Origin of the sequence: Cupriavidus sp. SZY C1, assembly GCF_032190535.1 — a bacterium.
Lineage (GTDB): Bacteria > Pseudomonadota > Gammaproteobacteria > Burkholderiales > Burkholderiaceae > Cupriavidus > Cupriavidus pauculus_C.
Map to the genome: position 1 here is coordinate 351,486 of NZ_JAUANU010000001.1, position 13,704 is coordinate 365,189.

Sequence of the window (13,704 nt, forward strand, 5' to 3'; positions counted from 1 at the left end):
AACGGGACCTACAGACAATGAGCCACTACATTCCGGTTATCGGCATCACGATGGGTGATGCCACGGGCATCGGCCCCGAAGTCATCGTCAAGAGCCTGGCGCACGACAGCGTCTACGCCCAATGCCGTCCGCTGGTGATTGGCGACGCGCGCCGGCTGGAACAGGCCGGCAAGCTCGTCGGCTCCACGCTGAAGGTGCGGGCCATTGCCACGCCCGAGGAAGCGCAGTTCGCACCGGGCACGATCGACTGCATCGACCTGGGCCTGATCCCGGAAGACCTGCCGTTCGGCAAGCTGTCGGCCGTGGCCGGCGACGCCGCGTTCCGCTACATCGAGCGCGCCGTGCAGCTCACCCAGCAGGAAAAGATCGACGCGATCTGCACCGCCCCGCTCAACAAGGAAGCGCTGCACGCCGGCGGCCACAAGTTCCCGGGCCATACCGAGATGCTGGCGCACCTGACCGGCACGCCGGAAGTGTCGATGATGCTGGTGGCGCCCAAGCTGCGCGTGATCCACGTGACCACGCACATCGGCCTGATGGACGCCATCCGCAAGATCGAGCCGGGCCTGGTGCAGCGCACGATCGAGCGCGGCAACACCACGCTGCAGCGCGCCGGCATCGCCCGGCCGCGTATCGGCGTCTGCGGCATCAACCCGCACGCGGGCGAGAACGGCCTGTTCGGCCAGGGCGAGGAAGAGCAGAAGATCATCCCGGCCGTGGAAGCGCTGCGCGCGCAGGGTCTGGACGTGGAAGGTCCGCTGCCGGCCGATACGCTGTTCTACCGCGCCGGCCGGGGCGACTTCGACCTGGTGGTGGCGATGTACCACGACCAGGGCCACGGCCCGGTCAAGGTGCTGGGGCTGGAGGCGGGCGTGAACATCACGGTGGGCCTGCCGGTGATCCGTACCTCGGTGGACCACGGCACGGCGTTCGACATCGCCGGCAAGGGCATCGCCGACGAGCGCAGCCTGCTGGAAGCATTGCGCCAGGGCGCGGAGCTAGCCACGCGCCGCGCCTGACCATCCGCCCGGCGGGCCTGCGCCCAGGTCCGCTGCTGTAAGATCGGGGATCGTTTTTTCGATCCCCTTTTTTTCGTTGCCAAGCCGCCCCATGAAAGCCGCCGACCGCCGCCGCGCCATCCTCGAACTCGTCCTTGCGGGCGAGGAGGCCAACGTCGAACGCCTGACCGCAAGCCTGGGCGTGTCGGAAGCCACCGTGCGGCGCGACCTGACCGCGCTGGCGCGCGAGGGCCGCATCGTGCGGACCTACGGCGGCGCCGCCGCGCTGATGCAGGTGGGCGGACACGAACCCGAGGCACCGCTGGAAGAACGCAAGGCGCTGCAGCGCGAACAGAAGGACGCCATCGCCCGGCTGGCCGCGAGCTTTGTGCAGGACGGCGACGCCGTGCTGCTGGACAGCGGCACCACCGCCGCCGCGCTGGCCCGCCTGCTGGCCGCGCGCGAGGACCTGCACGTCTACACCACGAACCTGCTGGCCGTGACGGCGCTGGCCGGGCTGCCGAAGATCCGCGTGACGCTGATCGGCGGCGATGTGCGCCCGTCGAGCATGGGCACCTTCGGCCCGCTGGCCCAGGTGGCGCTGTCGCGCATCAGCGTCGACAAGGCATTCCTGGGCGCTGACGGCGTGGTGGCCGGCGTGGGCCTGTGCGAGGCCACCGCCGAGCAGGCTTACCTGAAGGAATGCATCATCCGCCAGGCCGCCGACATCTTCGTACTCGTCGATGCCACCAAGCTCGGCCGCGCCCGCCAGCAGCACTGGACCCCACTGGAACGCGCCTGGACATTGGTGACCGATGCCGGCGCCAGCGCGGCGCAGCTCGAACCGTTCCACGCGCTGAAGCAGGTGACGGTGGCCGTGGCGGACTAGCCGGCGGCAAGCCCGGCCCGCATGCCGGGCGACATCCAGCGCGCGCCGTCCGCATCGACCAGCAGCGCGTCGACACCGGGCATATCGCCCAACCAGCGGCGCGCCGCCGCCGGCCCCGCCACCATCATGGCCGCGCCCAGCCCGTTGACCGCTCCGGCGTCACGCGCCACCAGCACGACCCCGCGCATCCGCGTGCCGGGCATGCCGGTGCGGGGATCGAGGATATGGTGGTAGCGCCTGCCGTTCAGCGTGAAGGCGCGCTCATAGTCGCCGGAAGCCGCCACCACGGCATCGCCGTGCAGCCTTAGCACCCCCAGCAGATCGGCCGGCGCCAGCGGGTCGCGCACGGCCACCCGCCAGCCCGCCCCACGCGGCCGCCCGCGGACCAGTACGTCGCCCCCGCCGTTTATCAGCGCCGACGCCGCGCCGTGCTGCGCGAGGGCGGCCATGCCGGCTTCGAGCACGGGCAGCTTGGCGATGCCGCCGAGATCGAGCCGCATGCCGCGCCGACGCAGGAAAGCGGTCTGGCGCACGGGATCGACGATCAGATCACGGTAGTCGACCAGGGGCAGCTCGCGTGCGATCTCGCCGGCCGCAGGCACCACGGCCTCGGCACGGTCGAAGCGCCAGCCGGTCAGCCCACCCACGGTCATGTCGAAGGCGCCGTCGCTGCGCGCGGCCAGCGCCTGCCCCGCCGTCAGCACGCGCAGCATTGCGGGCGGCACCGGCACAGCCTGCAGGCCCGCCAGCAGGTGCATCGCGTGGACCAGATTGCCAGGCCGGTAGCGGCTCATCATGTTCGCCAGCCGCGTCATGTCCGCCCAGGCAGCCGCCATGGCGGCCTCGGCGCGGGGCGCAGCCAGGCCGTCCACCGCGATATCGACCCGCGTTCCCATCAGCGTCCGTGTGGAACGGCTGACTTCGGCGCCGGCCACGGCCATGGCCGGCGTCAGCCATGGCGCCAGCGCCAGCAGCGGCGCCGTCTGCATCCACCTTCGCCGTGACACACCGTGCGTGGAACCCTCTGCTGCCGTGCCCATGATCCGCTCCTGTCGATGTCGCCTGCGCAAACGGTCGATTCTAGGAAGTTCGCAAGCGGCGCACGATGGAGCAAATCAAACTGTGGTCAGGAATCGTAGTTCCCTTGCACCGTTGACCGCCATCAATCCCCTCTTCGAAAAGTGCCCGGAGTATTCCACCCATTCCAGTGCGACACCCCGGGAGCAAGCGATGAGCAAGCAGGACAAGAACCACGCCGCCAACGGCGGCTTCGGCCGCCGCCAGTTCCTTGGCACGGCCGCCGCGGCCGGCCTGGCCGGCATCGCGGCATGCTCGGACAAAGGCGATGCCGGGCCGGGCACCACCGGCGCGGGGGCGTCGGCAGCAGGGGCGCCGCACGACGGCAGCGTCGGCAACGTCCACCTGAAGCCGGGGGAGCTCGATACCTACTACGGCCTCTGGAGCGGCGGGCACACCGGCGACATGCGCGTGCTGGGATTGCCCTCGGGACGCGAGCTGCTGCGCATCCCCTGCTTCGTGCCCGACGCGCTCGTGGGCTGGGGCATCACCGACGAATCGAAGCGGGTCATGGGCACCCGGCCTGACGGTACGCTGCGCTACACGGTCGGCGACACGCACCATACGCATGCTTCGTACCGCGATGGCAACTACGACGGCCGCTACGCCTGGATCAACGACAAGATCAACGCGCGCCTGGCCCGTATCCGGCTCGACTACTTCGTCTGCGACAAGATTACCGAACTGCCCAACGTGCAGGGCTTCCACGGCATCTTCCCGGACAAGCGCGACCCCGTGGACCCGGCCATCAACTACACCACGCGCGTGTTCTGCGGCGCCGAGTTCGCCATTCCGCTGCCGAACACGCCCACCGATGACGGCACGAAGTACCGCAGCCTGTTCTCGTGCGTGGACGCCGAAACCATGGCCGTGCGCTGGCAGGTGATGATCGACGGCAACTGCGACCTCGTGGCCACGTCCTACGACGGCAAGCTGGCCGCCACCAACCAGTACAACAGCGAGAACGGCGTGCATTTCGAGGAGATGATGTCGGCCGAGCGCGATGCCTGCCTGTTCTTCCACGTCGCCCGCATCGAGGCCGCCGTGAAAGCCGGGAAGTTCAAGACCTACGGCGACTCGAAGGTGCCGGTGGTGGACGGCACCCTCGCCGCCAACCAGGACCCGCTGACCGCGCTGACCGCCTATGTCTCGGTGCCGAAGAACCCGCACGGCGTCAACGCCAGCCCCGACCAGAAGTACTTCATCTGCGCCGGCAAGCTGTCGCCGACCTGCACGGTGATCGAACTGGCGAAGGTGCTCGACTGGTTCGACGGCAAGCTGGCGAAGATCGACGACGCCATCGTGGCCGAGGTCGAACTGGGCCTCGGGCCGCTGCATACGGCCTTCGACGGCCGGGGCAACGCCTACACCACGCTGTTCCTGGACAGCCAGCTGGTGAAATGGAACGTCGACGCCGCCATCCGCTTCCACGCGGGCGACCGCAATGCCAAGTACGTGCTGGACCGCCTCGACGTGCACTACCAGCCCGGCCACGTCAACGCGTCGCAGTCCGAGACCATCGCCGCCGATGGCAAGTACCTCGCCGTGGGCTGCAAGTTCTCGAAGGACCGCTTCCTGCCCGTGGGCCCGCTGCACGCCGAGAACGAGCAGCTGGTGGACATCTCGGGAGACCGCATGGTGCTGCTGGCCGACCACCCGGTGCGCGGCGAGCCCCACGATTTCATCATCTTCCGGCGCGACCTCCTGCAACCGAAGCAGGTCTACGCCATGGAAGACTTTCCGCTGGCGGTGGCGCCCGACCAGGCAGGCGTGACCCGCGCCGGCCGCAAGGTCACGGTGCGCATGACGTCGCAGGCGCCGGTCTTTACCCCGCGCGAGTTCAGGCTGCGTCGGGGCGACGAGGTCACGCTGATCCTGACCAACCTCGACAAGGTCGAGGACCTGACGCACGGCTTTGCCATCCCGAAGTACAACATCAACTTCATCGTCAACCCGCAGGAAACCGCCTCGGTGACCTTCGTCGCCGACCAGCCCGGCGTGTTCTGGTGCTACTGCACTCACTTCTGCCACGCGCTCCACCTCGAAATGCGTACCCGCATGATCGTGGAAGCGTAATGCGCCGGCTGCTGCTCGCCGCGTTCTGGCTTTTTTGCCATGCGTGGCAGCCTGCGCTGGCCGATACGGCCTATGAAGCGCACTTGCCTGACGATCTCGCCACGGCGCCCGACCTCTGTGCCCGGGTACCGTGCGCCGAGGTATTCCCGGGCGCGGAGTCGTTTTCCGCGCGCATGGGGCAGCCGCCGTATGTCGAGGCCTACGGTCCGGCCACGGCCGATGGCTGGCGTCCACGGCTGGGCTACGTGATGCTGTCTACCGACATCACCGACATTCCCGCCTATTCGGGCAAGCCGGTGGTGACGCTGATCGGCATGGACAACGCCGGCCGCTTCGTCGGCATCAAGGTGCTGAAGCACTCCGAACCGATCCTGCTGCTCGGCATCCCGGAAACGGCTCTGCCGCGCTTCAACGCCCAGTACCTCGGCAAGTCCGTGACCGACAAGTTCGAGATCGGCAGCGCGCGGCCCGACGAGGGCGTGCTTGGCGTGGATGCGATCTCGGGCGCCACCGTGACGGTGATCGCCCAGAACCAGGTCGTGACACGTTCGGGTGCAGCGGTCGCGCGGCAGGTGGGTATCCTGCCGCCCACCCAGCGCACGCCGGCACGCTTTGCGCCGGGCCATCCGCAACTTGCCTGGCAGGCGCTGGTCGAGCAGAAACTCGTAAAACGGCTACGTGTCGAGACCACGCAGGTTGGTCTGGCGCCTTCGACGATGCCTTACATCGAACTATGGTTTGGCGACCTGAACCATCCCGATGTGGGGCGCAGCGTGCTCGGCGAGCGAGGCTGGCAGAACCTGCGGCAGGGCCTGGGGACTGGCGACCATGCGATTTTCGTGATCCGGACCGCTGGCAGCGCGTCGTTCAAGGGCTCGGGCTTTGTCCGGGGCGGCCTGTACGACCGCGTGCAACTGCGCCAGGGCGACGACACATTGACGTTCCGCGATCTCGATTACCTGAACCTGTACGGACTGGCGCCTGCCGACGCCCCGGCCTATACGGAATCGGCCATCTTCATCGTGCGCTCGGGCGCGTTCTCGCCGGCGTGGCCGTGGAAGCTGGTGTTCCTTGGCAACCGTGTGGACCGTGCCACTGGCGCCCGGACGTTCGCCAGCTTCGACGCCGACTACTGGCTGCCGGCCAGCCTGCTGGAAGGGGGCCGGCCGAAGATCGACACGCCGGCGCCGCCATGGCTGCGCGCCTGGAGCACGCGGCCCGTCGGCATCGGCCTGTTCGCGGCCTTTCTGGTGGCCGTTGCGGTCGTCCACGCCTGCCGCGGCCGCCTTGCACGCCGGGCCACGCGTCGCAACAAGTGGCCGGTGGACGTGTTCAAGTACGCCGCCTGGACCATCAGCATCGTGTTCGTGGGGTTCGGGGTGATGGCCCAGCCGTCGGTCACGCAGGTGCTGACGTGGGTGCATGCGCTGCTGTTCCAGTGGCACTGGTCGCTGTTCCTGTCGGACCCGTTCCTCTTCCTGTTCTGGATCTTCATTGCCATTACCGTGCTGCTGTGGGGGCGCGGACTGTTCTGCGGCTGGCTCTGCCCGTTCGGATCGCTGTCCGAGGCGCTATTCCGCGTGGGCAGGCGGGTGGGCCTGCGGCGCTTCCAGTTTCAGCTTCCGCGCCGCCTGCATGACCGCCTGAAATGGCTGAAGTACGGTGTCTTTGCCGGCCTGCTGGCGATTTCGCTACTGTCGATGGGACTGGCGGAAACGCTCGCCGAGATCGAGCCGTTCAAGACCACGTTCCTGGTCGGCATCCAGCATCGCGCCTGGCCGTTCGGCCTGTTCGTCTGCGCCATCCTCGGGCTCTCGCTGTTCACGGAACGGCCCTACTGCAAATACCTGTGTCCGCTGGGCGCGGCGCTGGCGGTGCCCAGCGTGCGGCCGGTCTTCCGGCTGCGCCGCAAACCCGATTGCACGACCTGCCACGCGTGCGCGGTGGGATGCGGCGCGCAGGCCATCGACGCCCGGGGCCGCATCGATCCGCGCGAGTGCCTGCTTTGCCTCGATTGCCTGGTGCTCTACACCGACGACCACGGCTGCCCGCCGCTCGCCCGCGAACGCAAGCGCCGCGAGCGCGAGGGCCTGCCGCTGACCCGCATCGGCCGGGACGGCTACTTCACGCCGATCACGCGGGACCCCGGAGGCGACTCATGATGCCCACCGTCCGGCTGCTCCTGCTGGCCTGCGCGATGGGTGGAAGCGGCGTCCATGCCGCCGTGATCGACGTGGCGCCCGGCGCGTCGATCCAGCAAGCCATCGACGCCGCGCGGGACGGCGACGAGATCCGCATCGCGCGGGGCCGCTATGCCGGCAACCTGCGCATCGACAGGCCGCTGACGCTGCGCGGCGTGGGACGACCCACCATCAGCGGCGGCCTGCAAGGCAACACGATCACGGTGACCGCGCCCGACGTGACGCTCGACGGCCTGATCGTGCGCGATTCCGGCGCCAGCCTGAAAGGGCAGGACGCGGGCATCTACCTGCGCCCGGGCGCGCACCGGGCCACCGTCACCGGCTGCACGCTCGCCTACAACCTGTTCGGCCTGTGGATCGAGAAGGCCAACGACGTGCGCGTGACGCACAACGTCATCACCGGCAAGCGCGATTTCCAATCGTCGCAGCGGGGCAACGGCATCCAGCTCTACAACACCCGAGGCGCGCAGATCGTGGGCAACCAGATCAGTTTCGTGCGCGACGCGCTGTACATCGACGTCTCGCACCATGCCGTGTTCCGCGGCAACCGGCTCCACCACAGCCGGTACGGCAGCCACTACATGAACTCCTACTACAACCTCTGGGAAGACAACGACAGCTACCGCAACCGCGGCGGGCTGGCGCTGATGGAGGTGCGCGACCAGACCGTGCGCAACAACCGCACCTGGGGCAACACCGACCACGGCATCATGCTGCGCACCGTGCAGGACGCCCTGGTCGAGGGCAACGTGGTGGCCGGCAATGCGCGGGGCTTCTTCGTCTACGACGCCGAGTACGTGACGCTGCGTGGCAACCTGGTGACCGGGAACGCGGTGGGCGTGCACCTTTCGGCCGGCTCCACGCGCAACGTGGTACAGCGCAACGACTTCATCGGCAACCGCGAATCGGTGCGCTACGTGGGGGCGCGCGACGAGCCGTGGGGCGCCCCCGCCGGCCAGCCCGGCGGCAACTACTGGAGCAACTACCTTGGCTGGGACCGCAATGGCGACGGCATCGGCGACATCCCGCATGCCGCCAACGACGTGGTCGATCGCCTGACATGGCGGCACCCTTCCGTGAAACTGCTGTTCGCCAGCCCGGCCGTGCAGGCGCTGCGCGTGGTGGCGCGGCAGTTTCCCGTCATGCGCGCGCCCAGTGTGGTGGATGCCGCGCCGCGCATGGCACCCGCGCATCCTGACTGGAGACGATGGCGTGAAGGCACCTGACGTGACCGTCGTGCTGCAGGACGTGGCCCGGTACTACGGCCCGATCCGCGCCGTGGACGGCATCAGCCTGCAACTGCATGCGGGCGAGATGTTCGGCCTGATCGGCCACAACGGCGCCGGCAAGAGCACGCTGTTCAGGATGATGCTCGGGCTGGTGCCACCCTCGCGCGGGACGATCGAGATCGGCGGCGCCGCCGTCGGCACCTCGGCTTTTCGCGCCGCGCGCCGCCGCATCGGCTACCTGCCGGAGAACCTGGCGCTCTACGACAACCTCAGCGGGCTGGAAACCCTGCGCTTCTTCGCCCGCCTGAAAGGCTCCAGCCCGGACGACGGCCCCGCCCTGCTCGACCGCCTCGGCCTCGCCCACGCGGCGCGGCGTCCGGTGCGCGAGTACTCGAAGGGCATGCGCCAGCGGCTCGGCCTGGCCCAGGCGCTGCTTGGCAACCCGCGCGTGCTGTTTCTCGACGAGCCGGGCAACGGCCTTGACCCGGTGGCGCTGCACGATATGCACGCGCTGTTGCGCGAGCGGCAGCAGGCCGGCGTGACCATCGTCATCACCTCGCACATTCTCAGCGAGCTTCAGGAACGCGTGGACCGGCTGGCGCTGCTCCGCCATGGCAAGGTGCAGGCGCTCGGCACGGTGGCGGCGCTGCGCGGGCGGCACCAACTGCCGCTGCGGCTGCGCGTGCGCATCGTGCCGGGTACGCTGCGCCTGATCCAGCGGCGGCTCGAAGCACTTCCCGAGGTGGCGATGTACGGCGCCGGCCCGACGCTCTGCCTGGTCTGCCCGCCCGACACCTGCATGACGCTGGTGGGGCTGCTGGCTGACTGCCTTGATGACCTGCGCATCGACGAGCCCACGCTCGAAGATGTCTTCTTCGGCACGGAGGCCGCCCATGGCATGGATTGAATGGCGCCAGATCGGCACGGTGGCGCACAAGGAGCTGCGCGACCGCCTGCGCAACCGCTGGGTGCTGGTCATCGCGGTGGGCTTCGCGGCGTTCTCGCTGGCCATTGGCTACTTCGGCGGGGCGCAGCAGGGCGAGGTCGGGCTGCGCTCGGCCGCGTTCGTCATTGCCAGCCTGGTCAGCCTGGCGATCTACCTGATTCCGATGATTGCCCTGCTGCTCGGCTTCGACGCCATCGTCGGCGAGCGCGAGCGCGGCTCGCTGGGGCTTCTGCTGTCGTACCCCCTGACGCGCGTGGAACTGCTGCTCGGCAAGTACCTGGGCCTGGCGGCCGCGCTGGGGCTGGCGACATTGGCGGGCTTCGCCACGGTCGGCGTGCCGCTGTTCCTGAAGTTCGGCACCGCGATGCTCGGGCCATTCCTGCGCTTCTGTGGCAGCGCCGTGCTGCTGGGGATGACCTTCCTGAGCATCGCCGTGCTGCTCTCCGTACTCGCCCGCGACCGCGCGCAGGCGTCGGGACTCGCCATCGCCGTCTGGCTGTTCTTCGTGCTGGTCTACGACCTGCTGCTGGTGGGCGCGCTCGTGGCAACCGGGGGACAGGTCGGCGACACCGCGATCGCCACCGCGCTGCTGCTGAATCCCGCCGGCCTGTTCCGCATCCTCAACGTGTTCTCGCTGGCAGCCGTGCGCGAACTGTACGGCCTGGCCAGCATCGTCCCCACCGCACTCGCCAGCCCCGCCGCACTGGCCGCCGCCCTGCTGGCGTGGATCGCCGCGCCCTTGCTTCTCGCCATCTGGAGATTCCGGACATGACCCACCCGCACCCCACCCGCCGCGTCCTGCTGGCCGCCATCAGCGCCCTGCCGCTGCAGAGCCTGCTCGCGGCATGCTCCCGCCCGGCCCCGGCCGCCCCGACCCCGGCCGATTTCGACCCCGCCACCGCCTGCGACCTCGACGGCATGCTGCTGGCCGACCATCCCGGCCCCAAGGCGCAAATCTTCTTCGCCGGCCAGGCGGCTCCAGTCTGGTACTGCGACACCGTGGAACTGTTCAGTACCCTGCTGCGCCCCGAGCAGGTTCGCCCGGTCACCGCCGTCTTCACGCAGGACATGGAACTGGCCGACTGGAATACCCCGCGCGGCCACTGGTTCGACGCCCGCACCGGCTTCTACGTCACCGGCAGCCGCCGCCACGGCGCCATGGGCCCGACCATCCCGGGCTTCCGCAACGAGTCGGCCGCCCAGGCGTTTGCCCACAAGCACGGCGGCAAGGTGCTGCCGTATGCCGGCATCACGGCCGATATGGTGGATCTGAGCGGGGGAGCGGGAGGTGACGGGCGGATGTAGGGCGAGCGCACGGCCGCAGACATGAATGAAGGCCGAGAAAATCGCGTCGCAACGAAAAAAGGGGCTACGGCGAAAACCGTAGCCCCTTCTTCTTACTGCATGAGTTGGTGGGCCTCCCGTGAGTCGAACACGGCACCAACGGATTATGAGTCCGCTGCTCTAACCAGGCATGAGCTAGAGGCCCTTAGAAGGCGTGATGCTTAGCTGCCTTCCAGGAAGCTCTTCAGCTTGTCGGAGCGGCTCGGGTGGCGCAGCTTGCGCAGCGCCTTGGCCTCGATCTGACGGATACGCTCGCGCGTGACGTCGAACTGCTTGCCCACTTCCTCCAGCGTGTGGTCGGTGCTCATCTCGATGCCGAAACGCATGCGCAGCACCTTGGCTTCGCGCGGCGTCAGGCTGTCAAGCACGTCCTTGACCACGTCGCGCATGGAACCATGCAGCGCCGCCTCGGCCGGGGCCAGCGTGTTCGTGTCCTCGATGAAGTCGCCCAGATGCGAGTCGTCGTCGTCCCCGATCGGCGTTTCCATGGAGATCGGCTCCTTGGCGATCTTCATGATCTTGCGGATCTTGTCCTCCGGCATCTCCATCTTCTCGGCCAGCGTTGCCGGATCCGGCTCGTTGCCGGTTTCCTGCAGGATCTGGCGCGAGATCCGGTTCATCTTGTTGATCGTCTCGATCATGTGCACCGGGATACGGATGGTGCGGGCCTGATCGGCGATCGAGCGCGTGATGGCCTGGCGGATCCACCACGTGGCGTACGTCGAGAACTTGTAGCCGCGGCGGTATTCGAACTTGTCCACCGCCTTCATCAGGCCGATGTTGCCTTCCTGGATCAGGTCCAGGAACTGCAGGCCACGGTTCGTGTACTTCTTCGCGATCGAGATCACCAGGCGCAGGTTGGCCTCGGTCATTTCACGCTTGGCTTCGCGGGCGCGCTTCTCGCCTTCGGACATCTTGCGGTTGACGTCCTTCAGCTCCTTGAGCGGCAGCACCACGCGGGCCTGCAGGTCGATCAGCTTCTGCTGCAGCTCGTGCACGGCCGGCACGTTGCGCTCGACGATCGTGCTGTACGGCTTGTGGTCAGCCACGATGGTCTGGATCCAGTCCAGGTTCGTCTCGTTGCCCGGGAAGCGGGCCACGAAGTCGGCGCGCGGCATGCCGCACTTGTCGACCACGATGTTCAGGATGGCGCGCTCCAGCTTGCGGACTTCGTCCACCTGGCCACGCAGCGTGTCGCACAGGCGCTCGACGTTGCGGGCGGTGAAGCGGATGCCCATCAGCTCGGCCTGGATGGCTTCCTGCGCCTTCACGTACGGCTTGGACTTGTAGCCTTCCTTCTCGAACGCGCGGCGCATCTTGTCGAACTGCTCGGCGATGATGCGGAATTTCTCCAGCGCGGCCACCTTCAGCTCTTCGAGCTGACGGGCCGACGCGCCGGCGCCGCCGCCGCTCTCGTCGTCCTCGTCCTCGTCGCCTTCCTCGTCGCCGTCCTCGTCCGATTCCTCGTCTTCCTCATCGGAAGCCGCGGCCTGGGCCGGCGAGTTGTCCTGCACTTCCTCGGCGTTCGGGTCGATCAGGCCATCGACGAACTCGTCGATCTTGATCTCCTCGTTGGCCACGCGCTCGGCGCTGGCCAGGATCTCCGAGATCGTGACCGGGCAGGCCGAGATGGCCATGACCATGTCCTTCAGCCCGGCTTCGATCCGCTTGGCGATCTCGATCTCGCCCTCGCGCGTCAGCAGTTCCACGGTACCCATCTCGCGCATGTACATGCGCACGGGGTCCGTGGTGCGGCCGAACTCGGAATCGACGGTCGACAGCGCGGCCTCGGCTTCCTCCTCGGCCTCTTCCTCGCTGGTGGCGGACGGGGCGTTGTCGTTGAGCAGCAGCGTCTCGGCGTCCGGCGCCTGTTCGTAGACGGCGATGCCGATGTCGTTCAGCGTGGCGACCAGCGTGTCGATCGTTTCCGAATCGACCATGTCGTCCGGCAGGTGATCGTTGATTTCCGCGTAGGTCAGGTAGCCGCGCGACTTGCCCAGCTTGATCAGCGCCTTGAGCTTCTGGCGGCGGAGTTCGAGTTCTTCCTCGCTGCCGGCCTGGTTGGACGAGGCGAATTCCTTGAGCAGCGCCTTCTCCTTGGCCTTGCGGTCCTTGGCCTTCTGCTTCTCGGTCTTCGGGGCCGCCGCCGGGGTCGCGGGCGCGTCGTTTTCGTAAAACTCTTCGGTCACGTCTTCGATGGTGCTGTCTTCTTGCTGCATCTCGGCCTTGGGCTTGCGACCGCGCTTCTTCGGCTCAGGCTTGACGGCCGGAGCGGCGGTTCGCTCGGATGCAACGGATGCGGGAGTCGCGGCACGGGCCTTCGGCGCGGCGGCAGTAGCGCCTGCGCGGGCGCTGCTGCTGCGGGTGCCGGCCGTCGTTGCCGCACGCTTGCTCTCGACTTCGGTATTCTGCTGTTTCGCCACGGTGATACTCTTGCCTTTCACTGGTGCAGCGGCATTGCTGCCGCTTGTATTGGCGCTGCTGCCGCTCTCGCGTGCCGAAGTCGAGGGCCTGGTATTTTCGGATGTGCGATTCCTGGCGGAAGTGGTTCCGGCGGGCGCGGGAGCGCTTCGCACGGACTTTGCTGGCGCAGACCGGGCTGATGTCGTCCTGACTGACGCGGTCGAAGTCTTCGCCGCCGTTGTTTTCACGGACGCCTTGCCGCTCCCTGATTGGGGAGCTTTGGAGGGCGCCTTCTCGGCTGCCCTTTCGGTTGCTTTGGCCTTTGCCATTGGCACGCTCACTTTCGCCAGTACTGGAGAGAGATTTCGCAATCCAAACCGGGCATTGTAGCACGTCACCAATCCCCGGCTTCCTGTCAGGTGAGGTTTTCACCTGAAAAATCAAGGCTTAAGCGATTAGACCCCGGATTCGTCCGTCAGTTGGGATCACTTGTGCAACGGCTCAAGCCGAAAAACGTATCTGTTGTGCTTCTAGTGTGCCG

Annotated in this window: 10 protein-coding genes, 1 tRNA gene and 1 pseudogene; 9 read left to right on the forward strand and 3 right to left on the reverse strand. The window is 67.8% G+C overall.

Annotated elements, in window-relative coordinates:
* The first annotated feature begins 17 nt into the window (after positions 1-17).
* Both pdxA and QTN24_RS01715 read left to right on the forward strand, forming a co-directional pair.
* Positions 18-1,019, forward strand: coding sequence for a 4-hydroxythreonine-4-phosphate dehydrogenase PdxA (gene pdxA / locus QTN24_RS01710; RefSeq protein ID WP_313835118.1), 1,002 nt, complete (start codon positions 18-20; stop codon positions 1,017-1,019).
* A 91-nt stretch (positions 1,020-1,110) separates the two neighbouring features.
* Complete coding sequence (locus QTN24_RS01715) at positions 1,111-1,887, forward strand: DeoR/GlpR family DNA-binding transcription regulator (protein WP_124683609.1); 777 nt, start codon at positions 1,111-1,113, stop codon at positions 1,885-1,887.
* Here QTN24_RS01715 and QTN24_RS01720 read toward each other — a convergent pair.
* Positions 1,884-2,876, reverse strand: a complete 993-nt coding sequence (locus QTN24_RS01720; RefSeq protein WP_313835119.1) for an FAD:protein FMN transferase — start codon at positions 2,874-2,876, stop codon at positions 1,884-1,886. The two genes, QTN24_RS01715 and QTN24_RS01720, sit on opposite strands and share 4 nt — an antisense overlap.
* Before the next feature lie 241 nt (positions 2,877-3,117).
* Here QTN24_RS01720 and nosZ point away from each other — a divergent pair, with 241 nt between their 5' ends.
* The 6 genes and pseudogenes from nosZ to QTN24_RS01750 all read left to right on the forward strand — a co-directional run bounded on the left by nosZ (position 3,118) and on the right by QTN24_RS01750 (position 10,721).
* The gene (gene nosZ / locus QTN24_RS01725; protein ID WP_313835120.1) at positions 3,118-5,040 is read left to right on the forward strand and encodes a TAT-dependent nitrous-oxide reductase; all 1,923 of its coding nucleotides are present in this window, start codon (positions 3,118-3,120) and stop codon (positions 5,038-5,040) included.
* Positions 5,040-7,187 (forward strand): annotated as a pseudogene (locus QTN24_RS01730) (4Fe-4S binding protein); the annotation flags it as partial. The gene nosZ and the pseudogene QTN24_RS01730, both read left to right, overlap by 1 nt.
* Before the next feature lie 50 nt (positions 7,188-7,237).
* Positions 7,238-8,467 carry a nitrous oxide reductase family maturation protein NosD gene (locus QTN24_RS01735; protein ID WP_409558977.1) on the forward strand — a complete coding sequence of 410 codons (1,230 nt, stop codon included), beginning with the start codon at positions 7,238-7,240 and terminating at the stop codon, positions 8,465-8,467.
* On the forward strand, positions 8,454-9,377 hold the full coding sequence (locus tag QTN24_RS01740) for an ABC transporter ATP-binding protein (RefSeq protein WP_313835121.1): 924 nt from the start codon (positions 8,454-8,456) through the stop codon (positions 9,375-9,377). Before QTN24_RS01735 ends, QTN24_RS01740 begins: the two co-directional genes overlap by 14 nt.
* Positions 9,364-10,188: an ABC transporter permease gene (locus QTN24_RS01745; RefSeq protein WP_313835122.1), complete on the forward strand. Its 825-nt coding sequence runs from the start codon at positions 9,364-9,366 to the stop codon at positions 10,186-10,188. The genes QTN24_RS01740 and QTN24_RS01745 overlap by 14 nt, the downstream gene beginning before the upstream one ends.
* Complete coding sequence (locus tag QTN24_RS01750; RefSeq protein ID WP_313835123.1) at positions 10,185-10,721, forward strand: nitrous oxide reductase accessory protein NosL; 537 nt, start codon at positions 10,185-10,187, stop codon at positions 10,719-10,721. Before QTN24_RS01745 ends, QTN24_RS01750 begins: the two co-directional genes overlap by 4 nt.
* A gap of 105 nt (positions 10,722-10,826) precedes the next feature.
* On the opposite strand, the gene QTN24_RS01755 is transcribed toward QTN24_RS01750, so the two are convergent.
* Together QTN24_RS01755 and rpoD are read right to left on the reverse strand one after the other, a co-directional pair.
* Positions 10,827-10,905 (reverse strand) — tRNA-Ile (locus QTN24_RS01755).
* A gap of 16 nt (positions 10,906-10,921) precedes the next feature.
* Entirely contained in the window at positions 10,922-13,204 is a 2,283-nt protein-coding gene (gene rpoD, locus QTN24_RS01760) for an RNA polymerase sigma factor RpoD (RefSeq protein ID WP_172966033.1), read from the reverse strand.
* On the opposite strand from rpoD, the gene QTN24_RS24880 reads away from it, so the two are divergent.
* Positions 13,194-13,553: a hypothetical protein gene (locus QTN24_RS24880; protein ID WP_409558964.1), complete on the forward strand. Its 360-nt coding sequence runs from the start codon at positions 13,194-13,196 to the stop codon at positions 13,551-13,553. The genes rpoD and QTN24_RS24880 overlap by 11 nt on opposite strands.
* The last annotated feature ends 151 nt before the right edge of the window (positions 13,554-13,704 follow it).

What these genes read in the sequence shown, in the direction of transcription:
- QTN24_RS01745 (WP_313835122.1), top strand. Translation starts at nt 9,364, where the DNA reads ATGGCATGGATTGAATGGCGCCAGATCGGCACGGTGGCGCACAAGGAG.
- QTN24_RS01720 (WP_313835119.1), bottom strand. Translation starts at nt 2,876, where the DNA reads ATGCAGACGGCGCCGCTGCTGGCGCTGGCGCCATGGCTGACGCCGGCC.
- QTN24_RS01750 (WP_313835123.1), top strand. Translation starts at nt 10,185, where the DNA reads ATGACCCACCCGCACCCCACCCGCCGCGTCCTGCTGGCCGCCATCAGC.
- pdxA (WP_313835118.1), top strand. Translation starts at nt 18, where the DNA reads ATGAGCCACTACATTCCGGTTATCGGCATCACGATGGGTGATGCCACG.
- QTN24_RS01735 (WP_409558977.1), top strand. Translation starts at nt 7,238, where the DNA reads ATGGGTGGAAGCGGCGTCCATGCCGCCGTGATCGACGTGGCGCCCGGC.
- nosZ (WP_313835120.1), top strand. Translation starts at nt 3,118, where the DNA reads ATGAGCAAGCAGGACAAGAACCACGCCGCCAACGGCGGCTTCGGCCGC.
- QTN24_RS01715 (WP_124683609.1), top strand. Translation starts at nt 1,111, where the DNA reads ATGAAAGCCGCCGACCGCCGCCGCGCCATCCTCGAACTCGTCCTTGCG.